We start from the raw sequence: 23285 nt of genomic DNA, 5'->3' as shown, positions 1-23285 counted from the left end.
GGCTAGCGGCGGCGCACGCGAAAAATCGCGATTTCGCCGAACAGGTTGGGCCACCAGCGCGAGGTCCAATGGCCGCGATGTTCGCCCACGCCCACGGCACGGTCGACGATCACCAACCCTTTCTCGCGGCAGAGCTGCTCGAAGTCGTTGAAAGTGGAAAGATGGATGTTGGGCGTGTCGTACCAGGCGTGGGGCAACGACTTGGACACCGGCATGTAGCCGCGCAGGCCCAGGTACACCCGGTGGCGCCAGTAGGCGAAGTTGGGGAAGGTGATGATGCCCTCGTCCGCTACTCGTAGCATCTCGTCGAGCATCTTGTCCGGGCGGCGCAGCGCCTGTAGCGCTTGGGTCATGATCACCTGGTCGTAGCGTTGATCGCCGAAGTTGCCGAGCCCATCGTCCAGGTTGTGTTCGATGACCGAGACCCCGCGCGCCACACACTGGGTAATGCCCGCCGGGTCGATCTCCAAACCGTAGCCGGTGACGTTTTTCTGCTGGGAGAGACGCTCCAAAAGGGCGCCGTCGCCGCAGGCAAGATCCAGCACGTGGGCGCCTTCGGGCACCCAGTCAAAAATCAGCTCGAGGTCGGTGCGCATCATGCCGGGCTCTCCCCGCGGGTGTCTGAAAGGCCAAGGCTTTGCGCCGAGCGCTCCATGAAGGCGCTAAACAGCGCCTCGTAGCGCGGCTCCGGCAGCAGGAAGGCATCGTGGCCGTGGGGGGATTCGATATTGGCGTAGCTGACCGGTTTACCCGCCCGAATCAACGCATCGACCAGCTCTCGGGAGCGTGAAGGCGGAAAGCGCCAGTCCGTGGTGAAGCTTACGATGAGAAACGGACACTGGGCCGGGGCGAGCGCAGAGGCGAGGTCGCCACCGTGCAGTGCCGACGGGTCGAAGTAATCCAGCGCCTTGGTCATCAAGAGATAGGTATTGGCATCGAAGGCGGTGGAGAAGGCGTCGCCCTGGTAGCGAAGGTAGGACTCTACCTGGAACTCCACGTCGAAGCCGAAGTTCAGGTCGTCGGTTCGCAGGTCGCGGCCGAACTTGCTGCCCATGGCGTCTTCCGAAAGATACGTGATATGGCCCACCATGCGCGCGAGCTTCAAACCGCGCTTGGGCACCGTATTCTGTTCGGCGTACCAGCCCTCGTGAAATTCCGGATCGGAGCGGATCGCCTGGCGGGCGACCTCGTTGAAGGCGATGTTCTGCGCTGAAAGGCGCGGGGTCGCGGCAATCACCACCGCATTGGCGACCCGTTCGGGGTGCGTGATCGTCCACTGCAGTACCTGCATGCCGCCCAGGCTTCCGCCCACGGCCACCGCCCAGCGTTCGATGCCCAAGTGGTCGGCCAGCCGCGCCTGACTGGCCACCCAGTCGATGACCGTGATCACGGGAAAATCCGGCCCCCACTGGCGGCCGGTGGCCGGGTTGTGGCTTACCGGCCCGGTGCTGCCGTGACAGCCGCCCAGGTTATTCAGCGAGACGACGAAGAAGCGGTCGGTGTCGATCGATTTGCCCGGGCCGATATGAGCGTCCCACCAGCCGGGCTTGGTGTCGTCGGGATGGTGATACCCCGCCGCGTGGTGGTGACCCGACAGCGCATGGCAGATCAGCACGGCGTTGCTGCGCTCGGCGTTGAGCGTGCCGTAGGTCTCATAAATCAGCTCGTATTCGGGCAGCACCTTGCCGCAGGCAAGCGCCAAGGGGGTGTCGAAACGAGCAACGTGGGGCGTAACCGTCCCGACGGAGTCCGCCGGGTGGTCAGGTGTTGGCCGCGTGTCTGAATCAGGCATTGAAAACGGTAATCCTGCTAAAAAGTCGATAACAGCGCGCGTGACGCGCGCTTAAAGCCCGACCAGCGCGCCCGGCGCACCCGCCTGGCGAATCAGCGAGCCCACGACCAACGCGTCGATCAGGTTGATGGCGATAAACACCACGATCGGGGAAAGGTCGATCATGCCAAGCGGCGGAATCACTTTACGCACCGGCGCCATGATCGGCTCGACCAGTTGCATGACCAGCAGTGCGCCTGGGTGGCTTGCGTTGGGGGCGACCCAGCTCAGAATGATCATTACGATCAGGGCGAAGAAGTAGATCTTCAAAATGGCGTTGGCGAGCGCGGCGACCCCGGCGATCACCAGTTGCACCACCGGCGGCATGCCGAAGCCGATGAGCATCAAAAGGGCGATGATGCTGACCACCTTGAGCACGAAGGCCGCCGCCAGGGTGGCAAGGTCAAAGCGCCCGGCGACCGGGCCTAGAAAGCTCTGGAACGGCCCGACCACGGGTTGGGTAATTTTGACCACCGACTGGCTCAGCGGGTTGTAGTAATCCGCGCGTGAGGCCTGCAGCAAAAAACGCAGCATTAGTATGAATAAATAGATGTTGATGAGGGTGTTGACTAGCGTTAACCCGGCGCTACCCATTTGGCTGCCCATTGCTTGCGTCTCCGTTGCGTTAAATCGTGCTGAATGTTGGGGTGAGCGTTTGGCTCAGTGGCCGCGCAGCTCTTTGGCCATTTCGCTGGCGCGCTCGGCGCAGGCCTGCATGGCGCTCGCCATCGTGTCACGAAGTCCAGCGGACTCCAGGTGCTCGATCGCTCGCTCGGTGGTGCCGCCAGGTGACATGACATTGCGCTTGAGTGTGGCCGGGTCGTGTTCGCTTTGCTGGGCCATGGTCGCCGCGCCAAGTGCTGCTTGAATCGCCAGTCGCCGCGCGGTCGCCGCAGGCAGGCCCTGGGCGACGCCCGCCTCTTCCATCGCCTCGAACATTAAAAAGAAGTACGCCGGCGCACTGCCGGAAACGGCGGTCACCGCATCGAGCAGCACTTCGTCCTCGACCCACTCGACGATCCCGACCGCTTCCATCAGCTCGCCCGCCAACGTGCGCTGGGCATCGGATACGCCGCGGTTGGCGTAAAGGCCGCTGGCGCCAACGCCCACCAGCGAAGGCGTATTGGGCATGCAGCGCACAAGGGCGGTGTTGCCGCCCAGCCACGCATCGATTGTAGCGGCTTCGAGGCCAGCGGCAATCGAAATGACCAGCGGCGCTTGCGCCCGAAGGGTGTCGGCAAGCTCGGCGCAAACGTTTTGCATGATTTGCGGTTTGACCGCCAGAATCACCACGTCGGCATTCTGGATCGCCTTGCCGTTGTCGGTATGGGTGTGGATGCCCATTTTATCGCGAAGCGGGGTTAGCTCCTGCTCGGTAGGGGCGGTGGCGGTAATGTGCGTGGCGCTGACGCCGCTTTCGATGAGCCCGCCGATAATCGCCTTGGCCATGTTGCCCGCGCCGATGAAGGTAATGTTGTTCGCCATGGGAAATCCCTTGTTAAAAATGTACCGCCAGTGGCGGGGTCGTCGGTTGAGCGCGTGCCGGGCGCCTGGCGTGCTAATCCCGGGCGCCGAAAATCGCGCTGCCCAGGCGCACCAGGGTCGCGCCTTCCTGCACTGCCGCCTCGAGATCGTCGCTCATGCCCATCGAGAGCGTATCCAGCGGTGCGTCGGGGAGCGCTGTTTGCAGCTCGGCGAGCAGCGCAGCCAGGGCGGCAAAGGGCGCGCGCTGGTGCTCGATGTCCTCCGCCGGGGCGGGGATCGCCATTAGCCCGCGCAGGGCAAGCCCGGGCAGGGCAACGATCTCCTCGGCCAGGGGCCGCACCATCTCCGGCGCAAGCCCTGATTTGCTCGCTTCACCGCTGATGTTCACCTGCAGGCAGATATTGAGCGGGGGTAGGTGCGCGGGGCGGTAATCGCTCAAGCGCTTGGCGATCTTGATGCGCTCCACGCTGTGCATCCAGGCGAAGTGTTCCGCCACCGCGCGGGCCTTGTTGGACTGAAGCGGGCCGATGAAATGCCACTCGATATCGTCCAGATCACTTAGCTCGCGCTGCTTGTCCAGCGCCTCCTGCAGGTAGTTTTCGCCAAAGGCGCGCTGACCAAGCTGCCACGCCTGGCGAATCGTCGCGGCCGGCTTGGTCTTGCTGACGGCCAGCAGGCGGGCGCTATCTGCGGGGCGGGCCGCGGCGTCAAGCGCGTGCTCTATACGCATGCGGGCCTTGGCAAGGGATTCGGAAAGCGCGATCTCTGTCATACTGAATTACCTTAACACCGCCAGGGAAGAGAGATGGATATTACCGAACTGCTGGCATTCTCGGCAAAGCAGAATGCCTCGGACCTGCATCTGAGCGCCGGTTTGCCGCCGATGATTCGCGTCGATGGCGATATTCATCGCCTCAACGTGCCCGCCATGGGCCACGAAGAGGTCATCGCGCTGATCCACGCCATCATGAACGAGCGTCAGCGCCAAGAGTATGCCGAGCACCTGGAAATCGATTTTTCCTACTCGCTACCCGATGTCGCCCGCTTTCGTGTCAACGCCTTTACTCAGGCCCGGGGCGCCGGGGCGGTGTTTCGTACCATCCCAGGCGAGGTGCTCTCCATGAAAGCACTGGGCCTGGGTGACGTGTTCGAGCGTTTGGCGATGCTTCCCAGGGGGCTCGTACTGGTCACTGGCCCGACCGGCTCGGGCAAGAGCACTACGCTCGCCGCACTGATCGACTACATCAATCAGTACCGTTTCGAGCATATTCTTACCATCGAGGACCCGGTGGAGTTCGTGCACGACAGCAAGCGCTGTTTGATCAATCAGCGCGAAGTGCACCGCGACACTCACAGCTTCGCCAACGCGTTGAGAAGCGCGCTACGCGAGGACCCGGACGTCATCATGGTGGGGGAGCTTCGCGATCTCGAGACCATTCGCCTGGCGCTGACTGCCGCGGAAACCGGCCACCTGGTGTTTGCCACGCTGCATACCACCTCGGCGGCGAAAACCATCGACCGTATCATCGACGTTTTTCCCGGCGAAGAGAAATCCATGGTCCGCTCGATGCTGTCCGAATCGCTGCAAGCGGTGGTCGCGCAGACGCTGCTCAAACGCGAAGGGGGCGGGCGCGTGGCCGCTCACGAGATTCTGATTGCCACCTCGGCGGTGCGTAATCTCATCCGCGAGGACAAGGTGGCGCAGATCTACTCGGCGATGCAGACCGGGGTGAACCTGGGCATGCAAACCCTCAACGCCTCGCTTTTGAAGCTGGTCAACGAGGGCGCGGTGAGCTTCGATGAAGCCCAGTCCCGCGCTCAAGGCGCACTTACGCCCCCTCGGGAGTAAGCTTTCAGGGGGCGTACACGCCGCCCAACACCCGCGGGCCCCGGGCGCCGGTGACCGAGGCCAGGTTGCCAGGCAGGCCTTCCAAACGCTGGTGGGCCAGCCATCCAAAGGCGCCGGCTTCGATCCAGTCCTCCGGCCAGCCATGGGCGGCGGGCGAGGTCAGCACTGCGTTGGGCAGGTGGTGGGTAAGCCTTGCCATCAGGTGTGCGTTATGCGCGCCGCCGCCGCCGGTAATCAGGGTAAGCGGCTCGGCCGACGGTAAAAGCTTATCGATCGCCCCGGCAACGCTTACGGCGGTGAGCTCGGCAAGCGTTGCCTGTACATCCGCCGCGTCCTCCTCGCCGGTTAGCTTTTTAAGTAACCACTCGGTATGAAACAGCTCTCGCCCGGTGCTGCGCGGCGGGGTTAGCGCGAAAAAGGGCTCATCGAGCAACCGCGCCAACAGTGCCGGGTCGATTTGGCCGCTTTTCGCCCAACCGCCGTCTTTATCGAAGCGCGCGGTTGGGTGTTGGGCGTGGCGGGTAAACCAGGCGTCCATCAGTACGTTGGCAGGGCCGGTGTCGAAGCCTAAAACGGGCTTTTCTGGTGCGGCGGGCAGCCAGGTGACGTTGGCGATGCCGCCCAGGTTGAGAACGAGCTGCTCTTCTCCTGCCTTTTGAAAAAGCGCTTGGTGAAACGCCGGCGCAAGCGGCGCCGCCTGGCCGCCCGCGGCCAAATCGCGTCGGCGAAAATCTGCCACCACGGCCATGCCGGTCAGTTCCGCCAAAAGGCTTGGGTTGTCCAACTGGTGTGTATAAGCCGGCCCCCCTGCATGGCCTTCGGGGGCATGCTCGATGGTTTGGCCGTGGCTGCCGATGGCGCGAATCTCGCCAGGCGTTCGGCCCGTCTTTTCCAGCAGCGCCTTTACGGCCCTGGCCTGCAGCGCACAAAACTGCGCCTCGGCGGCGGCGAGCTCGGAAAAGCGGGTGTGCTCGGCGTGGCACAGTGTTAAAAGTGCCTGACGCAGCGTTTCGGGCATCGGCTCGGCGTGCGTATCCAGCAGTTTGGGGGCGCCGGAAGGCGACATGGCGACCAGGGCAGCGTCGATACCGTCGAGGCTGGTACCGGACATCAGCCCTATATAGAGCGGTGTATCGGGTGCGAGAGACGTCGTCATTAGCGTTTCCAAAGCGGTGAAGGCTCAACCGTGGCCGATTGGCATGGTAACATTGCCGGTTGTTTATCATCTGTTGCCCCTACCGGGCAAAGCTTAAAGTGGAGAGAGGCAATGAGTGAGGTGGATCAGGCGCTAGCGCTACTGTCGCGAGGTACGCACGAAATCCTGATAGAGGACGAGCTCAGGAAAAAGCTCGAATCAGGGCGCACGCTGCGTATCAAGGCGGGTTTCGACCCCACCGCGCCGGATTTGCACCTGGGCCACAGCGTGCTGCTCACCAAGATGCGTCAGTTCCAGGACCTGGGCCACACGGTCATTTTCCTGATCGGCGACTTCACCGGGCGCATCGGCGACCCGACGGGCAAGAACGTCACCCGTAAGCCGCTCACCGAGGAAGACGTCAAGGCCAATGCCGAGACCTATAAAGAGCAGGTCTTCAAGATTCTCGATCCCGAAAAGACCGAGGTGCGCTTCAACGCCGAGTGGTTCGGCGAGATGAGTGCTGCGAAGCTGATCGAGCTGGCCGCGCAAAGCACCGTGGCGCGTATGCTCGAGCGCGATGATTTCGAGAAGCGCTACAAGGCCAATCAGTCCATCGCGATTCACGAATTCCTCTACCCGCTGGTGCAGGGCTACGACTCCGTGGCGCTGGAAGCCGACGTGGAGCTTGGCGGCACCGACCAGAAGTTCAACCTGTTGATGGGCCGCGAGATTCAAAAACACTTCGGCCAAGAGTCCCAGGTGGTCATCACCATGCCGCTGCTCGAAGGCCTCGACGGCGTGCAGAAGATGTCCAAGTCACTGGGCAACTACGTCGGCGTCGATGAGTCGCCAGGCTCGATGTTCAACAAGCTGGTCTCGATGCCGGATAGTTTGATGTGGCGCTACTTCGAGCTCTTGTCGCTCAAATCCAACGAAGAGCTGGACGCTATCAAGCAAAGTGTCGAGCAGGGCGCCAACCCGCGCGATATTAAAATGGAGCTGGCCCGCGAGCTGATCGCCCGCTACCACGGTGAGGAAGCCGCGGCCAACGCCCACAAGTCCGCCGGTAACCAATTGGCCGATGGCGAGCTGCCCGAGGACCTGCCGGAAGTAGAGGTCGACTTCGAGGGTGGCGAAGCGCCGATCGCCAGCGTGCTCACCCGCGCGGGGCTGACCAAAAACAGCGCCCAGGCCAAGGACATGCTCAAAAACGGCAGCGTTAAAGTCGATGGCGAGGCAGTTGCGCCAAGCACCATGTTATCCACGGGCAAGGCCTACGTTATCCAGGCGGGCAAGAAGCGTTACGCGCGTGTGACGCTAAAGTGATCGTTTTTTGAAAAACCCCTTGCACTCCCGGCAGCGAATCCGTAAAGTACGCATCCGCTGCCGGGGACGCAAGGCGTTGCCAGCGGTGAATGAGAGTGAAAACTCTCGGTTTGTCAGGAGGTTAGCGGTTTTTGTTCGCTCGCTTTACTCGCCAAAATCGGCGGTTGACAAACTTCAGGGAATGCGTAGAATACGCCTTCCTCGCTACGGCAACCGGCTCAGGTCATCGAGTAAGACGTTAAGCCGAAGCGAAACCGCTCTTTAAAAATTTGATCAGGTAATTCATGTGGGCGTTTGCCGATGAGGGTGACAAGTCACCTTATATCAAGGCAAGCGCACAAGAAGAATTTTCGAATTCTTCAAATTCGTTTGAACCTTGAGCCAGGATTGATTCGCCTCTGTTGCTTTCGAGCGACAGGCAAGAATCACAATGATTTTAAACTGAAGAGTTTGATCATGGCTCAGATTGAACGCTGGCGGCAGGCTTAACACATGCAAGTCGAGCGGTAACAGGTCCAGCTTGCTGGACGCTGACGAGCGGCGGACGGGTGAGTAATGCATAGGAATCTACCCGGTAGTGGGGGATAACCTGGGGAAACCCAGGCTAATACCGCATACGTCCTACGGGAGAAAGGGGGCCTCTGGCTCCCGCTATCGGATGAGCCTATGTCGGATTAGCTGGTTGGTGAGGTAACGGCTCACCAAGGCAACGATCCGTAGCTGGTCTGAGAGGATGATCAGCCACATCGGGACTGAGACACGGCCCGAACTCCTACGGGAGGCAGCAGTGGGGAATATTGGACAATGGGCGCAAGCCTGATCCAGCCATGCCGCGTGTGTGAAGAAGGCTTTCGGGTTGTAAAGCACTTTCAGCGAGGAAGAACGCCTGGCGGTTAATACCCGCCAGGAAAGACATCACTCGCAGAAGAAGCACCGGCTAACTCCGTGCCAGCAGCCGCGGTAATACGGAGGGTGCAAGCGTTAATCGGAATTACTGGGCGTAAAGCGCGCGTAGGTGGCATGACAAGCCGGTTGTGAAAGCCCCGGGCTCAACCTGGGAACGGCATCCGGAACTGTCACGCTAGAGTGCAGGAGAGGAAGGTGGAATTCCCGGTGTAGCGGTGAAATGCGTAGAGATCGGGAGGAATACCAGTGGCGAAGGCGGCCTTCTGGACTGACACTGACACTGAGGTGCGAAAGCGTGGGTAGCAAACAGGATTAGATACCCTGGTAGTCCACGCCGTAAACGATGTCGACCAGCCGTTGGGTGCCTTGTGCACTTTGTGGCGAAGTTAACGCGATAAGTCGACCGCCTGGGGAGTACGGCCGCAAGGTTAAAACTCAAATGAATTGACGGGGGCCCGCACAAGCGGTGGAGCATGTGGTTTAATTCGATGCAACGCGAAGAACCTTACCTACCCTTGACATCCTGCGAACCCGGGAGAGATCCCGGGGTGTCTTCGGAAACGCAGAGACAGGTGCTGCATGGCTGTCGTCAGCTCGTGTTGTGAAATGTTGGGTTAAGTCCCGTAACGAGCGCAACCCTTGTCCCTATTTGCCAGCACGTAATGGTGGGAACTCTAGGGAGACTGCCGGTGACAAACCGGAGGAAGGTGGGGACGACGTCAAGTCATCATGGCCCTTACGGGTAGGGCTACACACGTGCTACAATGGCCGGTACAAAGGGCTGCGAACTCGCGAGAGTAAGCGAATCCCAGAAAGCCGGTCTCAGTCCGGATCGGAGTCTGCAACTCGACTCCGTGAAGTCGGAATCGCTAGTAATCGTGGATCAGAATGCCACGGTGAATACGTTCCCGGGCCTTGTACACACCGCCCGTCACACCATGGGAGTGGACTGCACCAGAAGTGGTTAGCCTAACTTTGGAGGGCGATCACCACGGTGTGGTTCATGACTGGGGTGAAGTCGTAACAAGGTAGCCGTAGGGGAACCTGCGGCTGGATCACCTCCTTAAACGATGCGTCACTCTCCCGGCAAGCGCTCACAATGAATTACCTGATCAAGTAGCTGTTAAATGAGCAGTGATAAGCTTATCGCCTTCGGCGATGTCTTATCACTGCTTATAGCAGTCGCTCTTTAACAATGTATATCATGCTGACAGTATCGAATGACGATATGAAGACAAGTGCCTTTAGGGTGGCTGTGTTTATAGCGTGATCTCGATACGCAATTGTTTTGTGATACGTTTCAAGCGTATCCGGCAATCGTTGTCATTGCGGGATCCAGACTCCTTCGGGTTATAGGGTCAAGCAATGAAGCGCACACGGTGGATGCCTAGGCAGTCAGAGGCGATGAAAGACGTTGTAGCCTGCGATAAGGTTCGGTGAGGTGGCAAACAACCTGTGACCCGGACATCTCTGAATGGGGAAACCCACTGACCACAAGGTCAGTATCGTATCCTGAATACATAGGGATACGAGGCGAACCGGGGGAACTGAAACATCTAAGTACCCCGAGGAAAAGAAATCAACCGAGATTCCCCCAGTAGCGGCGAGCGAACGGGGACCAGCCCTTAAGCATGTGAATGACTAGACGAACGGATTGGGAAGTCCGGCCGTAGCGGGTGATAGCCCCGTAGTCGAAAGTCTGATCATGTGAAATCGAGTAGGTCGGGGCACGAGAAACCCTGATTGAAGACGGGGGGACCATCCTCCAAGGCTAAATACTCCTGACTGACCGATAGTGAACCAGTACCGTGAGGGAAAGGCGAAAAGAACCCCGGCGAGGGGAGTGAAATAGATCCTGAAACCGTGTGCGTACAAGCAGTAGGAGCCCACTTGTTGGGTGACTGCGTACCTTTTGTATAATGGGTCAGCGACTTATATTCAGTGGCGAGCTTAACCGATAGGGGAGGCGTAGCGAAAGCGAGTCTTAACTGGGCGACCAGTCGCTGGATATAGACCCGAAACCGGGCGATCTATCCATGAGCAGGGTGAAGGTTGAGTAACATCAACTGGAGGCCCGAACCAGGATCTGTTGAAAAAGATTTGGATGACTTGTGGATCGGAGTGAAAGGCTAATCAAGCCCGGAGATAGCTGGTTCTCCTCGAAAGCTATTTAGGTAGCGCCTCACGTATCACCACCGGGGGTAGAGCACTGTTTCGGCTAGGGGGCCATCCCGGCTTACCAACCCGAGGCAAACTCCGAATACCGGTGAGTGCAGCGTGGGAGACACACGGCGGGTGCTAACGTCCGTCGTGAAAAGGGCAACAACCCGGACCGTCAGCTAAGGTCCCCAAATCCTGGTTAAGTGGGAAACGATGTGGGAAGGCTCAGACAGCTAGGAGGTTGGCTTAGAAGCAGCCATCCTTTAAAGAAAGCGTAATAGCTCACTAGTCGAGTCGGCCTGCGCGGAAGATGTAACGGGGCTCAAACCAGGTACCGAAGCTACGGGTTCATCCTTAGGGATGAGCGGTAGAGGAGCGTCGTGTAAGCCGATGAAGGTGGATCGAGAGGTCTGCTGGAGGTATCACGAGTGCGAATGCTGACATGAGTAACGATAAGGGGAGTGAAAAACTCCCCCGCCGGAAGACCAAGGTTTTCTGTTCGATGCTAATCAGAGCAGAGTGAGTCGGCCCCTAAGGCGAGGCCGAAAGGCGTAGTCGATGGGAAACGGGTCAATATTCCCGTACCGGATGTCATTGCGATGGGGGGACGAAGAAGGCTAGGTGAGCCAGGCGTTGGTTGTCCTGGTGAAAGCGAGTAGGCCTGGGTCTCAGGTAAATCCGGGACCCTTTAAAGCCGAGACGCGAGACGAACGGATTACGATCCGGAAGTCACTGATGCCACGCTTCCAGGAAAAGCCTCTAAGCTTCAGATGACATGCGACCGTACCCCAAACCGACACAGGTGGTCAGGGTGAGAATCCCAAGGCGCTTGAGAGAACTCGGGTGAAGGAACTAGGCAAAATGGTGCCGTAACTTCGGGAGAAGGCACGCCGGATTAGGGTGAGAGGACTTGCTCCTTCAGCCCGAACCGGTCGAAGATACCAGGTGGCTGCAACTGTTTAGTAAAAACACAGCACTCTGCTAACGCGCAAGCGGACGTATAGGGTGTGACGCCTGCCCGGTGCCGGAAGGTTAAGTGATGGTGTTAGCCCTCTGGGCGAAGCTCTTGATCGAAGCCCCGGTAAACGGCGGCCGTAACTATAACGGTCCTAAGGTAGCGAAATTCCTTGTCGGGTAAGTTCCGACCTGCACGAATGGCGTAATGATGGCCACGCTGTCTCCACCCGAGACTCAGTGAAATTGAAATCGCCGTGAAGATGCGGTGTACCCGCGGCTAGACGGAAAGACCCCGTGAACCTTTACTATAGCTTCACACTGGATACTGATGTTGCCTGTGTAGGATAGCTGGGAGGCTTTGAACTCCGGACGCCAGTTCGGAGGGAGCCAACCTTGAAATACCAGCCTGGCATCATTGGTGTTCTCACTCGGGTCCGTTATCCGGATCGAGGACAGTGTGTGGTGGGTAGTTTGACTGGGGCGGTCTCCTCCCAAAGAGTAACGGAGGAGCACGAAGGTACCCTCAGCACGGTCGGACATCGTGCAATGAGTGCAAGAGCATAAGGGTGCTTGACTGCGAGACAGACACGTCGAGCAGGTGCGAAAGCAGGTTCTAGTGATCCGGTGGTTCTGTATGGAAGGGCCATCGCTCAACGGATAAAAGGTACTCCGGGGATAACAGGCTGATACCGCCCAAGAGTTCACATCGACGGCGGTGTTTGGCACCTCGATGTCGGCTCATCACATCCTGGGGCTGAAGTCGGTCCCAAGGGTATGGCTGTTCGCCATTTAAAGTGGTACGCGAGCTGGGTTTAGAACGTCGTGAGACAGTTCGGTCCCTATCTGCCGTGGGCGTTGGATGTTTGAGAAGGGCTGCTCCTAGTACGAGAGGACCGGAGTGGACGCACCTCTGGTGTTCCGGTTGTCACGCCAGTGGCATTGCCGGGTAGCTATGTGCGGACGGGATAACCGCTGAAAGCATCTAAGCGGGAAGCCCCCTTCAAGATGAGACATCCCCGAGGCCTCGAGCCTCCTGAAGGGCCCAGCGAGACCAGCTGGTTGATAGGCACGGTGTGGACGCGCTGCAAGGCGTTGAGCTAACGTGTACTAATGGCCCGTGAGGCTTGACCCTATAACACCCAAGGGGTCTGGTCCTGTAGTGACAACGACGCTCGATAGAGCACCGGATACGTTGGAAACGATCACAAAACGTCAGCCGATATACATTGACAGTTACGCCTGACGACCATGGCTTGCGTGAACCACCCGATCCCTTGCCGAACTCGGAAGTGAAACCGCAACGCGCCGATGGTAGTGTGGGGTCTCCCCATGCGAGAGTAGGTTATCGTCAGGCACATCTTCGAAAAAGCCCCGAGCACACTGTGTTCGGGGCTTTTTTATGCGCGCAGGAAAAGGCCCGGGAGAAGACGTGGGCACTGGCAGGGGGCACAAAAAGTATCAGTGCCACCCGCGCCCCTGTAGAAGCCCGATTCATGGGTGGTCCGACACCTCGGCGATGGCGGCCTCGCCCCTTTTTGCTAAAAGTTAAAATTTTGCTCGCCCTGCAATGGCATTTAATTCGACAGCTCCTTAAAATCGAGGGGTAGATACAGTCTGGCATCGTTCAAAAGGAGACGTTGATATGAAAGCGCCGCTACTGAAAAAACTGACGTTGGCCCTGTTAATGGGCGTGATGCTGGGCGGCTTGGCCGCGTGTGACGATCAGGGCCCGGCGGAAGAGGCGGGGGAGAGCATTGACGACAGCATGGAAAGCGCCGGTGAAAGCATCGAGGAGATGGGCGAAAGTATCGAAGATTCCGCCGACGATGCGTCCAACTAACGCTTTTGCGTGACATTGAACGTTTTGAAACAGCCGCTTATAAGCGGCTGTTTTACGTTGCGGCCCCGCCGCGCCTGCTGGGCTAGACTGCAAAGACGACGTGCGCGAAAAAAGCGTGGCGCATAGGGCAACGACCAGGAGGCGACGTGCGTTTACAAGCCGACAATACGCTAATGCTATGCGTGGATTTTCAAACGGGGCTGATCCCCGTGATCGAGCACTTCGAGCAGGGCCTGGCAGAGGCCGCGTGGCTTGCCGGCGTCGCGCAAGAGGTTGGCGTGCCGGTGTGGCTGACCGAGCAAAACCCGGTAAAGCTGGGGCCTACGGCACCGGCGTTGAGCGATGCGCTAACGGATCACTGTGTATGGGAGAAGCAGCACTTCAGCATCGCCGAAGAGCCCGAGTTCATGGAGGCGCTTAACGCCCTGGGGCGGCGTCAGGTCGTATTGTGTGGCACCGAGGCGCATATCTGTGTGCTGCAGAGTGCGCTGGGGTTATTGGAGGCCGGTTACGAGGTTTACTGGCTGGTGGACGCCACGCTAAGCCGGCGCCCGGTCGAAACCGGGCTTGCGCGCAAGCGCGCCGGCCAACACGGTGCAATAACGGTGACCGCGGACATGGTCGCCTACGAATGGCTTCACCGTTGCGACAGCGCGCTTTTTAAACGCGTACACCGGGCGTTTTTGAAACCTCGCGCCAGGCGTACGCTGAGCTTTCTTAGCGATCCGCCTCGCGGCGAGTAAACACCAGGGTGTTACCCTCGGACGCCGCCTTGTCGAAACCGTAACCCGCCACATCGAATGCCTTGAGCGCTTCGGGCGCGTTGATCTGCTCGCGAATGATCCAGGCGCTCATCAGCCCGCGGGCCTTTTTGGCGTAAAAGCTGATGATTTTGTAGTGACCGTTCTTCTCATCCTTGAACACGGGCGTGATGATTTCGGCGTCGAGCTTTTGGGTATCCACCGCCTTGAAGTACTCGTTGGAGGCAAGATTCACCAGATGTTTGGAGCCACTTTCACCGATCGCCTGATCGAGTGCCCGGGTTAGCGTAGGCCGCCAGTAGGCGTAAAGGTCCTTGCCGGCCTCGTTGGGGAGCTTCGTGCCCATCTCCAGCCGGTAGGCCTGAATCAAATCCAGCGGGCGTAGCAAGCCGTAAAGACCGGAGAGAATACGCAGATGCGTTTGGGCGAAGCGGTTATCGGGCTCGCTAAAAGTCTGCGCCTCGAGGCCGGTATAAACATCTCCCTGAAACGCCTGAGCGGCGGGCTTGGCGTTGTCCAGGTCAAACGGCGGCTGCCACTCTTTAAAGCGCGCGGCGTTGAGCCCGGCGAGCTTATCGCTGACCCCCATCAACTCGCTGATCTGTTGAGGCGAGTAGCCGCGCAGGATGTCGATCAGCGGCTGGCTATGCTCGAGCAAATCCGGTTGGGTAACGTGTTGGGTCGTCGAAGGGGTTTCAAAGTCCAGCGTCTTGGCTGGCGAAATGACGCTTAGCATCGCTTGCTCCTTAAGCGCAGCTTCAAAATGGGCTACGAGCGGTGTCGAAATGGACACCATGGTACCAGGCCCCGGCCTTGGCCGGGGCTATGGAGCCGATAGTAAAAGCCACCGTAAGGTCGCTTTTGAAAGCGCTTAGGGGCTCGGGTTGGAGATGCGCCGATGAATCTCGTCGATGCCTTCAAGTACCTCGTCATCGAGCTTCAACGACTCGCTTGCCAGGTTGGCTTCGAGCTGCTCCATGGTGGTCGCACCGATGATATTGCTGGTCAAAAAGGGCCGCGAGTTAATAAAGGCCAGTGCCATCTGCGCCGGGTCCAGGCCGTGCTTTTGGGCAAGCGAGACGTAGGCCTGAGTGGCTTCCTCCGCCTGGGGCGAGGTGTAGCGCTTGAAGCGCTCGTAAAGCGTCAAGCGGCCCTTGGCCGGACGAGCACCGTCCAGGTATTTACCCGAGAGTACGCCAAAGGCCAGCGGCGAGTACGCCAGCAGGCCGACGTCCTCGCGGTGGGCGATCTCGGCAAGGCCGACTTCGAACGAGCGGTTGAGCAGGTTATAGGGGTTTTGCACGCTGGCAACGCGGGGCAGATCGAACTCCTCGGCCAGCTGTAGCATGCGCATCACACCCCAGGGCGTATCGTTGGAAAGGCCGATCGCGCGCACCTTGCCTGCATCCACCAGCTCCTTGAGCGCCTCGAGCGTTTCTTTGAGCTGCGTGGCGTCGTTATCGTCGGCGACGGTATAGCCCAGCTGGCCGAAGAAGTTGGTTTTGCGCTCTGGCCAGTGAAGCTGGTAAAGGTCCACGTAGTCGGTTTGCAAGCGCTCAAGGCTTGCGTCGACCGCCTGGTGGATATGCGCGCGGTCCATGCGTGAACCCCCGCGAATATGCTCGACGCCCGGGCCGACGATCTTGGTGGCCAACACGACATCGTCGCGGGCGCCGCGCGCCTTGAGCCAGCTGCCGACATAGCGTTCGGTAAGGCCCTGGGTTTCGGCCTTGGGCGGAACCGGGTACATCTCGGCGGTGTCGATGAAGTTGATACCAAACGCCACGGCGCGGTCGAGCTGTTCGTGAGCTTCGGCTTCGCTGTTTTGTTCGCCATAGGTCATCGTACCTAGACACAAACGGCTGACGTCCAGGCCGGTTCTACCAAGTGGGCGGGTCTGCATGAATACCTCCTGAGTGGCGTAAGGCCGCATTGCACCACTTTTAGAGGGTGCAACGCAGCGGCGTAAGGGCATGTTAGCGATGCTTGGATAAAGCAGCAAATGAAGGGGGTTGAGTCGGGGCAAAGGCAGGCGTATGCTTGCCAGCCCATTCACCGGCCAAACGCCGGTTACCGTAGGGTTAGCCGCTTGAAGTGATTGGCTAGCTTAAGCTCTCAACAGATAGGCAGGGTGGTTTGCCATGCCGCAGGCATCATCTTTGTTTATTCGGCTCGAGTTTCGTTTGGCCGAACAGCTATTTCGTTCCCGTTGGCTACTGCCTCACTCGCGCCGTACGCAGCGCCTGACCATGCGCTTGTACAAGCGCTGCGCCGAGGCGGGGCACCCGGATGCGCTTTCTACCTACGGACAGATGCTGTTTCAACGCAGCCTCTCGCCTCAGGACAAGGCACGCGGCGCGCGCTACGTGCTGGAAGCCGCTCAGGCCGGTGACGTTCAGTCCCAATATCAGGCCGCGCGTATCCACGAGCACGGCTGCGTGCAGTACCCGTGCCGCGAAGATTACGCCGTCACCTGGTACGCCCGGGCGGCCCAGGCGGGCCACAAACTGGCTGCCGAGCGCCTTTCGCGCGCCTATCAATTAGGCGAGCTGGGCTTGGATGTGGACGGCGAACGGTCGGCCTACTGGCAAAGCGTGGCGAGTCCCTCCCAGGTAGTCGCAGCGTGACGGTGGGCGTATGACACCCCCCGCGACAGAGGCTCTCCCCACTATTCTGGATATCGAGGCCTCGGGGTTTGGCCGCGGCAGCTACCCCATCGAGATCGGCCTGGCCCGCGCCGATGGGAGCTGCTGTGCGTTCCTGGTACAGCCGTTGGAGGAGTGGACGCACTGGGACCCCAAGGCGGAGCTTCTTCACGGGATCTCCCGCGAGCGTCTGTTTCAGGAAGGGTATCCGGTACGTCAAATCGCCCACTGGCTCAACGACGAACTGCGCGAGCTGGGCAAGGCCTACAGTGACAGCTGGGGCTACGACAATACCTGGCTTTCGCTACTGTTTTATCACGCCGGTATGCTGCCTCACTTTCGCCTCGAGGCGCTGCGTATTCTGATGACCGAGCCGCAGCAGGCGCTTTGGAGTCAAACCAAGGAAGCGATCATCAACGATGGCTCGATCCAGCGCCACCGCGCCGGCGACGACGCCCGCTTGCTGCAGCTCACCTACCAGCGTACGCGCGCCGACATTCAGGACGTGATTACCCGGCCCCGTTAATCGTCGTCGCGCGCTTTGCATGCCTTGGGTTTGCGAGGTTAGCCGAGCTGACTTTCCAGCATCTGAATCAGTGCTTCGGGGGTGTCGGCATCCATCAGCATGCTGCGGGTGGACGAGGTCAAAAAGCCCTGCTCTACGGTGTTGTCCAAAAAAGCTAATAGCGGCGCGTAGAAACCCTCGGTATCCAGAAGCGCCAACGGCTTTTCGTGAAGCCCTAAATAGCCCCAGGTCCAGACCTCGAAAAGCTCCTCGAACGTGCCGATGCCGCCAGGCAGTGCCACGAAAGCGTCGGCATGGGCCGCCATGGTGGCCTTGCGCTCGTGCATGTTGGCCACGCGGATCAGCTCGGTCAGGCCAAAATGCGCCTGCTCACGCTCGACCAGATGCGTCGGCATCACGCCGATGACCTCGCCGCCGGCGTCCAGCGCCGCATTGGCAAGTTCGCCCATCAGCCCGACACTTGCGCCGCCGTAAACCAGCGTATGGCCGCGCCTGGCCAGGGTGTCACCCAGCGTACGGGCCGCTTCCATGAAGGCCGGGCGACTCCCCGCGCGGGAGCCAAGATAAACGCAGATACGCGACATACCGATTCTTCCTTAAAGCGATGGTGTGAAGATTTCGCGTCGTGCTCAGGGCACGAACCGATCGATCTGGTAGTGCTCGTCCATCCACGCCCCGATCACGTTATGGCCGCCCAGGTGGTGGGCATACTGGGTATGCAGGCAGCGTATCTGCTGCCAGTTGCTGATACCGCCGATACCGCGCTCGGTGAACACCTCGGTGTAGCCCAGCCGCGCGACTTCCTCGCGTTGGGCATCGCTCATGAAGGACCAGCGCGCGGCCACGTAGTCCCGGTGGCTTTGCTGATAGTGTTCGAGAAAATCGGGCTCGTCCTGAAGGCGTTGTTCCAATGACTTGATGACGCCCACCGCTTCGACCCGGGAAATCTCGATCTTGAGCACATCGGAGCAAAGCCAGTAAAGCGTGGGGAAGGGTTTGCCATCGACGATCGGCGCCATACGCAGCGCCAGGGGCGTGCCGTTTTGGTCGGTGGCGGCAACGGCTTCGATACCGCGGGGCGCCCGGCCAAGCTGCTGGGTAATGATCGCCAGTTGGCGCTCATCGGGGGCATGATCGGTACGAATTACCATCGAAAAATCTCTTAACGTTGCTCGTCTTGAATAAATTTATTGGAGCGGCCCACCGCGCGGTAAAAGCAGCGGGTGAGCTGTTCCGGGGAGGCCACGTAGCACCAGGTGCGCTCGCAGTATTCGGCGGCGCGCGCCATCAGCGCATCATACAGGCGGTTGAACGGGGCATCATAATCGTAGGGGTCGGCGCCAAACAAGCGGATATGCGGATAGTCGGCAAAACGCTCGATGAAGTAGCGCTCCAGGTCCGCTTCCACCGCCTTGTGCTGGGCCGTGTTGTCCGGGTCTAGCCAAAGGTTATAGCGAATAGCCATCGGTGCTCCTCGGGGCCCCTTGCGCGGGCCAGTGCTTAGACAGGCGCATCCTGTAAATGCGCGGTCAACGCCTCGCGCAGCGCGCCTTCGATGGGAACGGCGCGTTTTGCCTGGTGGTCGTACTGCAGCAAGACGGTGTGGCCTACATTGGTCAGCGTGCCCTGCTGGTGCGCCTCCTGCGTGACCGTGAACGAGCTGTTACCCAAGCGCGTCAAGTAGGTACGCAGTTCGATGTCGTGACCGTAAAACAGTTCAGCGCGGTAGTCGATCTCCATACGCGCGATCATCAGCCGCCATTTTTTAGGGTCCAGATCCGGCGTGAAGAGCTTGAAAAGGTCGTTGCGCGCCAGCTCGAACCAGGCGGGCAGGCGCGTATTGTTGATATGGCCCAACGCGTCGGTATCATAAAAAGCGGGTTCAATCCTGCGGGTGAACATGGACGATGCCTTGTGGGTAGAGGGTTAAGGGTTGCGCCTTCAGAATCGGCCCTGATACCCGCCGGGTCAACTGGTTTGACCCGGCGCGGGTCGACGATTGGCCCACCAACGCTGGCCCTGCATCCAGCCGACGAGCCAGAGCGTAGCGAGCGCGAAGCCTGCCAGGGTACCCGGCAAAAGCCCCCACTGTTCGTAGGTGTAGGAGACGCACAGGGCGTAGCACAATAGCGAGCCCAGCCCCATCGGGTAGTGTTTGATGACCGTGGCGGTGGGCTCGGGGCCTTGGCTTATGTGCAGAATCAGCAAAAAGGGCAGCATCGTGATGGGAAAGGCGGCCAGCGTGCCCGCCCAGGCCGTTGGCACCCAGTGAGCGAGGCTTGTGATGACAAAGATGATCAGCGTGGCGAGCAGCGCACGCAGGCAAAGGGCCCGCCAGGAAAACGGCGCTCGCGCGGTCGCCATGCGCTCGGGAATGCGCCGAAAAAGCACGCTGAACACGGCGATGGCACAAAGTGTCGTGAGCGTGCCGGTCAACCGCGTGAAATCGAACTGGGCCAGCACCAGACTCACCAAAAACCAGGCCGCGATCCCGCCGGCGGTGCCCGTGAGAACACCGGTAAGCCCGGGTTTTCGTCCGCAGAGCCAGTAGCCCGCCCCCAGTGCCATGGTGGCGGTGAAGCCCGCCAAGGTATGGACCGCGCTCTGCGCGGCGAACAGCGGCGATATTTCCAGGCCGATAAAGAAAAGCGCCAGCGCGGTGCCCAGCGGATAGCCCGCCAATAACCCGGCTACTTTGGGGCTGACCCGCACCGCGATCACGCCAAGGCTCAGCACCATGACCACCGATACCACTATTTTGGCGAGCTGCCAGCTTAAGGGAACTTCCAGCATTGCCGATTATCCTTATAGTCGATACGTATTATGGGTTTTTATTTTTGGCCTGGAGGGCCGCGTCTTTTGGACTTTGCTTCTCGGTCGGGCCAGTCGCTTTCGCCGCCGGACAAACCGAACGCCTGCGAGCTTTGCCGGCGCCCCGCGGCGTTGACCAAACACCACCTCATTCCGCGTACCCTGCACAACAAGGCGCGCTATAAAAAGCGCTACAGCCGCAAGGTGCGGCTGACCGCCATCGCCTGGCTTTGCCACCCTTGCCACAAGCATATTCATGGACTTTATAGCGAGCGCGAGCTAGCCGACCGCTTCCCCTCGGTCCAGGCCCTGGCAGAGGACCCGGACACGCGTGCTTTTGTGGCCTGGCTTGCCACCAAGCCCGCTGGCTTCAAGCCGAAGTCGCCGGTACGTCGGCGCTAGACCAGCCGAAGGCCCTGCTGGTCGCGCCAGGCCGCCTCGAGCGCGTCCTTGAGCGGCGCCTGCAGGTGCTCGGGCAGCGCGGCTTGGGCGGCCTCTCGTGAATCGAACGCGCGGTTTTTGAGCCAACAGTACGCCCAGGCGCAGGCCTCTTTTTCGCTTTGCGGCGCCGGGCGGGCGGGCATCTGGTTGAGCAAAAAGACCGCGGTGCGCGGTGCCCAAAGCGGCATATTCCCTTGGGTGTCACCGCTCCACTGCGTAAGCTCGTCGCCGCTGGGCGTGGTTTCTGGCGCGCCCAGCTTGGCGACGCGCGCGGTCTCGGCCAAAATGAGCGCCAACTGATCGGCATCCGCTTGGCCAAGCGAGCGCCACTGGCGCAAAAGCGCTGCAAGCCCGGCGCGCACCTTGGTATAAAAATCGTTTTGCGGCATGCTCATCGATACCCTTTAGCAATCAGTGAGATGTTTCATGGCCTTTGATTTTGCCACGCCTGTCGAGCGGCGCCAGCCCGAAGGCGGCTATTCTTCACAAAAATGGCACCGCTACGGTAGTGAGATATTGCCGCTTTGGGTCGCGGATATGGATTTTCACTCGCCGCCCGCGGTCATCGAGGCGCTCCAGGCGCGGGTCGAGCACGGCGTTTACGGCTACGGCGAGGTGCCCGAGACCCTCAAGCAGACCCTTTGTCAGTGGAGCGCGGCCCATTACGGCTGGCCCATCGAGCCCGAATGGCAGCACTGGCTGCCAGGCGTGGTACCAGCGCTGCACTTTGCAACCCTGGCGCTGACCGAGCCCGGCGAGGGCGTGCTCACCGTCGCCCCCATTTACCCGCCGTTTTTGGCCGTGGCCGAGCGCACCGGACGCCTTGCTCAACAGGCGATGCTCGCCGAACCGGAAAGCCCCGGCGAGCCCTGGCGGCTCGACATCGCCGCGCTGGAGGCGGCGATTACCCCACAAACGCGCCTGCTGCTTTGGTGCCAGCCGCACAACCCTACCGGACGCGTCTGGCGCCAGGAGGAGCTCGAAAAGCTCGCCGAGCTGGTCGAGCGCCATGATCTGTGGGTGGTCTCTGATGAACTACACTGCGATCTGCTGCTCGACGAAGGCGCGACGCACCAGCCGCTTGCGGCGCTGTTTCCCGCGCTTGCAAGGCGTACGATTACGCTCTGGGCGCCCTCCAAAACCTTCAACCTGGCAGGGCTTTCCAGCGCCTGCGCGGTGATACCGGATACCAACGTGCGCCAGCGCTTCGCCCAAGCGTGCGAAGGGTTTCTGCCCGAGGTGAACGTGCTGGGGCTCGTGGCGGTACAAGCCGCCTACCGAGAAGGCGAGCCCTGGCGCCAGGCGCTGCTCGACGTATTGCGAGGGCACCGCGAAACACTGGCCGGCTACGTGGCGCGCTGGCCAGGTGTCGAGATGAGCGCGCCGGAGGCGACCTACCTGGTCTGGCTCGACATGCGCCAGGCGGGGCTTGGGGAGTCGCCCTATCAGACGCTCAAGGAGCGCGCGGGGGTGGCGCTTTCCGACGGGGCCGCGTTTGGCTGCCCGGGCTTCGTACGCCTTAATTTCGGCACGACCGCCTCGCAGTTGGAGGCGGCGTTATCAAGGCTGGACGCGGTGCTGGGCGCGCCCTGATCAGTAGAGCAGGGCGAACAGTTTGCGGCGGTAGGCGACGGTCAGCGGGTGGTCGGCCCCTAGCGCATCGAACACCTGCAAAAGGGTCTTGCGCGCGGCGTCGTCATTGAACGCGCGGTCGCTCTTCATCAGCGCCAGAAGGCCTTCGAGCCCCGCGTCATAGTCGCCGTCGGCCACCTGGCGCAGGGCGCGCTGGTAGCGTGCTTCACTGTCATCGCGCTCGCCTAGCGCGGCGATCTCCTCATGGGAGAGCGCCTGCTCGCTGAATTCGATGCTGGCGCGTACGCCGCGCGCCTGGGGAGCGTCGCGCTCTTCCGGCGGCAGGTTATCGATGACGCTACGCGCTTCATCGAGCTCGCCTTTGATGGCCATGACGCGGGCAAATGCCACCTGGTAGGCGTAGTGCTCCGGGTATTGGGTCATCAGGCCCTGGTAGATCTCCTGGGCGGTGGCGGTATCGCCTTCGGCCAGGGCCGCCTCGGCCTGCTCTTCCGGGCTTGCCGGGGCGTTTTCCGGCGTCTGAATGTAGCGCCCGAGCCACTCGCGCACCTCCGTTTCGGGTAGCGCCCCCTGGAAGTTATCGACCAGGCCGCCCTGGCTTACCAGTTTGACATCCGGCACCGAGCGCACACCAAGCTGTGCGGCGATTTCGGGGTTGGCTTGGGCGTCGAGCTTGGCCAGCAAAAACGCGCCGCCGTATTCGAGGGCGAGCTTTTCGAGCACGGCCATGAGCTGCAGACACGGCTCGTTGTCCGGCGAGTAGCAGTCCAGTACGACCGGCACTTGGGCGGAGGCTTCCAGTACCTTTTGGATATTGGCAGCGCTTAGCTCGATGATGACGTCGTCACGCGAGACGTTGCCTTGAGGGCTACCGGTTTGTGCGGTTTCGGTGGGCTCGGCGGACAGCGTGTTGCCAGTGCGGGGATCAATAATCGACATGATGAATTCTGTGCTCTGCTGGAAAAAGTGATAAGACAAGCATGACACATGATATGCAGGCAGGGGCGGGGTTATTC

Annotated in this window: 23 protein-coding genes and 3 rRNA genes; 11 read left to right on the top strand and 15 right to left on the bottom strand. The window is 60.4% G+C overall.

The genetic code is table 11. The annotated features are described in order from the left end of the window. Window positions 1–2 precede the first annotated feature (2 nt). The 5 genes from metW to ACWFVE_RS14975 form a co-directional block, all read right to left on the bottom strand. A complete protein-coding gene (gene metW, locus ACWFVE_RS14995) occupies window positions 3–596 on the bottom strand; it encodes a methionine biosynthesis protein MetW (RefSeq protein ID WP_447530551.1) in 594 nt (197 codons plus the stop codon). Further along, on the bottom strand, window positions 596–1792 hold the full coding sequence (metX, locus tag ACWFVE_RS14990) for a homoserine O-succinyltransferase MetX (RefSeq protein ID WP_447530063.1): 1197 nt from the start codon (window positions 1790–1792) through the stop codon (window positions 596–598). The genes metW and metX overlap by 1 nt, the downstream gene beginning before the upstream one ends. 51 nt (window positions 1793–1843) lie before the next feature. After that, window positions 1844–2437, bottom strand: coding sequence for a YggT family protein (locus ACWFVE_RS14985; protein WP_447530062.1), 594 nt, complete (start codon window positions 2435–2437; stop codon window positions 1844–1846). A 54-nt stretch (window positions 2438–2491) separates the two neighbouring features. Continuing rightward, complete coding sequence (proC, locus tag ACWFVE_RS14980) at window positions 2492–3316, bottom strand: pyrroline-5-carboxylate reductase (protein ID WP_447530061.1); 825 nt, start codon at window positions 3314–3316, stop codon at window positions 2492–2494. Between the two features lie 73 nt (window positions 3317–3389). Beyond that, on the bottom strand, window positions 3390–4088 hold the full coding sequence (locus tag ACWFVE_RS14975) for a YggS family pyridoxal phosphate-dependent enzyme (protein ID WP_447530060.1): 699 nt from the start codon (window positions 4086–4088) through the stop codon (window positions 3390–3392). A 33-nt stretch (window positions 4089–4121) separates the two neighbouring features. On the opposite strand from ACWFVE_RS14975, the gene ACWFVE_RS14970 reads away from it, so the two are divergent. Continuing rightward, window positions 4122–5165: a type IV pilus twitching motility protein PilT gene (locus ACWFVE_RS14970; protein WP_447530059.1), complete on the top strand. Its 1044-nt coding sequence runs from the start codon at window positions 4122–4124 to the stop codon at window positions 5163–5165. Between the two features lie 4 nt (window positions 5166–5169). Here the strand turns inward: ACWFVE_RS14970 and ACWFVE_RS14965 are convergent, their stop codons facing one another. Beyond that, window positions 5170–6321: an anhydro-N-acetylmuramic acid kinase gene (locus tag ACWFVE_RS14965; RefSeq protein ID WP_447530058.1), complete on the bottom strand. Its 1152-nt coding sequence runs from the start codon at window positions 6319–6321 to the stop codon at window positions 5170–5172. A gap of 111 nt (window positions 6322–6432) precedes the next feature. Here ACWFVE_RS14965 and tyrS point away from each other — a divergent pair, with 111 nt between their 5' ends. The 6 genes from tyrS (at window position 6433) to ACWFVE_RS14935 (ending at window position 14235) form a co-directional block, all read left to right on the top strand. Continuing rightward, entirely contained in the window at window positions 6433–7629 is a 1197-nt protein-coding gene (gene tyrS, locus ACWFVE_RS14960; protein WP_447530057.1) for a tyrosine--tRNA ligase, read from the top strand. A 438-nt stretch (window positions 7630–8067) separates the two neighbouring features. Beyond that, window positions 8068–9601 (top strand): 16S ribosomal RNA (locus tag ACWFVE_RS14955). Window positions 9602–9891: 290 nt separating this feature from the next. Beyond that, a 23S ribosomal RNA gene (locus tag ACWFVE_RS14950) occupies window positions 9892–12784 on the top strand. A 106-nt stretch (window positions 12785–12890) separates the two neighbouring features. Then, window positions 12891–13006: ribosomal RNA gene (gene rrf / locus ACWFVE_RS14945) — 5S ribosomal RNA — on the top strand. Together the 16S, 23S and 5S rRNA genes form the textbook arrangement of a ribosomal RNA operon. 288 nt (window positions 13007–13294) lie before the next feature. Next, on the top strand, window positions 13295–13492 hold the full coding sequence (locus tag ACWFVE_RS14940; RefSeq protein ID WP_447530056.1) for a hypothetical protein: 198 nt from the start codon (window positions 13295–13297) through the stop codon (window positions 13490–13492). Window positions 13493–13638: 146 nt separating this feature from the next. Then, window positions 13639–14235, top strand: a complete 597-nt coding sequence (locus tag ACWFVE_RS14935; RefSeq protein WP_447530055.1) for an isochorismatase family protein — start codon at window positions 13639–13641, stop codon at window positions 14233–14235. On the opposite strand, the gene yaaA is transcribed toward ACWFVE_RS14935, so the two are convergent. Both yaaA and ACWFVE_RS14925 read right to left on the bottom strand, forming a co-directional pair. Next, window positions 14210–14989 (bottom strand): peroxide stress protein YaaA, encoded by a 780-nt coding sequence (gene yaaA / locus ACWFVE_RS14930; RefSeq protein WP_447530054.1) that lies wholly within the window; start codon window positions 14987–14989, stop codon window positions 14210–14212. The genes ACWFVE_RS14935 and yaaA overlap by 26 nt on opposite strands. A 135-nt stretch (window positions 14990–15124) precedes the next feature. Further along, on the bottom strand, window positions 15125–16156 hold the full coding sequence (locus tag ACWFVE_RS14925; RefSeq protein ID WP_447530053.1) for an NADP(H)-dependent aldo-keto reductase: 1032 nt from the start codon (window positions 16154–16156) through the stop codon (window positions 15125–15127). A gap of 238 nt (window positions 16157–16394) precedes the next feature. On the opposite strand from ACWFVE_RS14925, the gene ACWFVE_RS14920 reads away from it, so the two are divergent. Next, window positions 16395–16880 carry a tetratricopeptide repeat protein gene (locus ACWFVE_RS14920; protein WP_447530052.1) on the top strand — a complete coding sequence of 162 codons (486 nt, stop codon included), beginning with the start codon at window positions 16395–16397 and terminating at the stop codon, window positions 16878–16880. A 10-nt stretch (window positions 16881–16890) separates the two neighbouring features. Next, window positions 16891–17424: a hypothetical protein gene (locus ACWFVE_RS14915; RefSeq protein ID WP_447530051.1), complete on the top strand. Its 534-nt coding sequence runs from the start codon at window positions 16891–16893 to the stop codon at window positions 17422–17424. A 38-nt stretch (window positions 17425–17462) separates the two neighbouring features. Here the strand turns inward: ACWFVE_RS14915 and ACWFVE_RS14910 are convergent, their stop codons facing one another. The 5 genes from ACWFVE_RS14910 to ACWFVE_RS14890 form a co-directional block, all read right to left on the bottom strand. Next, on the bottom strand, window positions 17463–18008 hold the full coding sequence (locus tag ACWFVE_RS14910; RefSeq protein WP_447530050.1) for an LOG family protein: 546 nt from the start codon (window positions 18006–18008) through the stop codon (window positions 17463–17465). A gap of 45 nt (window positions 18009–18053) precedes the next feature. Then, window positions 18054–18575 (bottom strand): DUF501 domain-containing protein, encoded by a 522-nt coding sequence (locus ACWFVE_RS14905; protein ID WP_447530049.1) that lies wholly within the window; start codon window positions 18573–18575, stop codon window positions 18054–18056. A gap of 11 nt (window positions 18576–18586) precedes the next feature. After that, on the bottom strand, window positions 18587–18889 hold the full coding sequence (locus ACWFVE_RS14900) for a hypothetical protein (protein WP_447530048.1): 303 nt from the start codon (window positions 18887–18889) through the stop codon (window positions 18587–18589). A 35-nt stretch (window positions 18890–18924) separates the two neighbouring features. After that, on the bottom strand, window positions 18925–19326 hold the full coding sequence (locus ACWFVE_RS14895) for an acyl-CoA thioesterase (RefSeq protein WP_447530047.1): 402 nt from the start codon (window positions 19324–19326) through the stop codon (window positions 18925–18927). 66 nt (window positions 19327–19392) lie between these two features. Beyond that, window positions 19393–20217 (bottom strand): hypothetical protein, encoded by an 825-nt coding sequence (locus ACWFVE_RS14890; protein ID WP_447530046.1) that lies wholly within the window; start codon window positions 20215–20217, stop codon window positions 19393–19395. A 66-nt stretch (window positions 20218–20283) separates the two neighbouring features. Between ACWFVE_RS14890 and ACWFVE_RS14885 the strand changes: the two genes are divergently transcribed. Further along, the gene (locus tag ACWFVE_RS14885; protein WP_447530045.1) at window positions 20284–20637 is read left to right on the top strand and encodes a hypothetical protein; all 354 of its coding nucleotides are present in this window, start codon (window positions 20284–20286) and stop codon (window positions 20635–20637) included. Here ACWFVE_RS14885 and ACWFVE_RS14880 read toward each other — a convergent pair. Then, on the bottom strand, window positions 20634–21065 hold the full coding sequence (locus tag ACWFVE_RS14880; RefSeq protein WP_447530550.1) for a hypothetical protein: 432 nt from the start codon (window positions 21063–21065) through the stop codon (window positions 20634–20636). The genes ACWFVE_RS14885 and ACWFVE_RS14880 overlap by 4 nt on opposite strands. Window positions 21066–21102: 37 nt before the next feature. On the opposite strand from ACWFVE_RS14880, the gene ACWFVE_RS14875 reads away from it, so the two are divergent. Then, window positions 21103–22269, top strand: coding sequence for a MalY/PatB family protein (locus ACWFVE_RS14875; protein WP_447530044.1), 1167 nt, complete (start codon window positions 21103–21105; stop codon window positions 22267–22269). Here ACWFVE_RS14875 and ACWFVE_RS14870 read toward each other — a convergent pair whose 3' ends face one another. Continuing rightward, window positions 22270–23208, bottom strand: coding sequence for a co-chaperone YbbN (locus ACWFVE_RS14870; RefSeq protein ID WP_447530043.1), 939 nt, complete (start codon window positions 23206–23208; stop codon window positions 22270–22272). It abuts the gene before it with no gap. Window positions 23209–23285 lie beyond the last annotated feature (77 nt).

It is taken from the genome of Vreelandella mediterranea, assembly GCF_970647075.1.
This window is presented reverse-complemented; position numbering and strand designations above follow the sequence as displayed.

Coding starts and splice junctions, on each gene's coding strand:
- ACWFVE_RS14920 (WP_447530052.1), top strand. CDS start 16,395: ATGCCGCAGGCATCATCTTTGTTTATTCGGCTCGAGTTTCGTTTGGCC.
- ACWFVE_RS14915 (WP_447530051.1), top strand. CDS start 16,891: ATGACACCCCCCGCGACAGAGGCTCTCCCCACTATTCTGGATATCGAG.
- metX (WP_447530063.1), bottom strand. CDS start 1,792: ATGCCTGATTCAGACACGCGGCCAACACCTGACCACCCGGCGGACTCC.
- ACWFVE_RS14905 (WP_447530049.1), bottom strand. CDS start 18,575: ATGGTAATTCGTACCGATCATGCCCCCGATGAGCGCCAACTGGCGATC.
- ACWFVE_RS14880 (WP_447530550.1), bottom strand. CDS start 21,065: ATGCCGCAAAACGATTTTTATACCAAGGTGCGCGCCGGGCTTGCAGCG.
- metW (WP_447530551.1), bottom strand. CDS start 596: ATGCGCACCGACCTCGAGCTGATTTTTGACTGGGTGCCCGAAGGCGCC.
- ACWFVE_RS14985 (WP_447530062.1), bottom strand. CDS start 2,437: ATGGGCAGCCAAATGGGTAGCGCCGGGTTAACGCTAGTCAACACCCTC.
- ACWFVE_RS14970 (WP_447530059.1), top strand. CDS start 4,122: ATGGATATTACCGAACTGCTGGCATTCTCGGCAAAGCAGAATGCCTCG.
- ACWFVE_RS14940 (WP_447530056.1), top strand. CDS start 13,295: ATGAAAGCGCCGCTACTGAAAAAACTGACGTTGGCCCTGTTAATGGGC.
- ACWFVE_RS14965 (WP_447530058.1), bottom strand. CDS start 6,321: ATGACGACGTCTCTCGCACCCGATACACCGCTCTATATAGGGCTGATG.
- ACWFVE_RS14975 (WP_447530060.1), bottom strand. CDS start 4,088: ATGACAGAGATCGCGCTTTCCGAATCCCTTGCCAAGGCCCGCATGCGT.
- ACWFVE_RS14895 (WP_447530047.1), bottom strand. CDS start 19,326: ATGTTCACCCGCAGGATTGAACCCGCTTTTTATGATACCGACGCGTTG.
- ACWFVE_RS14875 (WP_447530044.1), top strand. CDS start 21,103: ATGGCCTTTGATTTTGCCACGCCTGTCGAGCGGCGCCAGCCCGAAGGC.
- yaaA (WP_447530054.1), bottom strand. CDS start 14,989: ATGCTAAGCGTCATTTCGCCAGCCAAGACGCTGGACTTTGAAACCCCT.
- ACWFVE_RS14925 (WP_447530053.1), bottom strand. CDS start 16,156: ATGCAGACCCGCCCACTTGGTAGAACCGGCCTGGACGTCAGCCGTTTG.
- ACWFVE_RS14890 (WP_447530046.1), bottom strand. CDS start 20,217: ATGCTGGAAGTTCCCTTAAGCTGGCAGCTCGCCAAAATAGTGGTATCG.
- tyrS (WP_447530057.1), top strand. CDS start 6,433: ATGAGTGAGGTGGATCAGGCGCTAGCGCTACTGTCGCGAGGTACGCAC.
- ACWFVE_RS14910 (WP_447530050.1), bottom strand. CDS start 18,008: ATGTCGCGTATCTGCGTTTATCTTGGCTCCCGCGCGGGGAGTCGCCCG.
- proC (WP_447530061.1), bottom strand. CDS start 3,316: ATGGCGAACAACATTACCTTCATCGGCGCGGGCAACATGGCCAAGGCG.
- ACWFVE_RS14870 (WP_447530043.1), bottom strand. CDS start 23,208: ATGTCGATTATTGATCCCCGCACTGGCAACACGCTGTCCGCCGAGCCC.
- ACWFVE_RS14900 (WP_447530048.1), bottom strand. CDS start 18,889: ATGGCTATTCGCTATAACCTTTGGCTAGACCCGGACAACACGGCCCAG.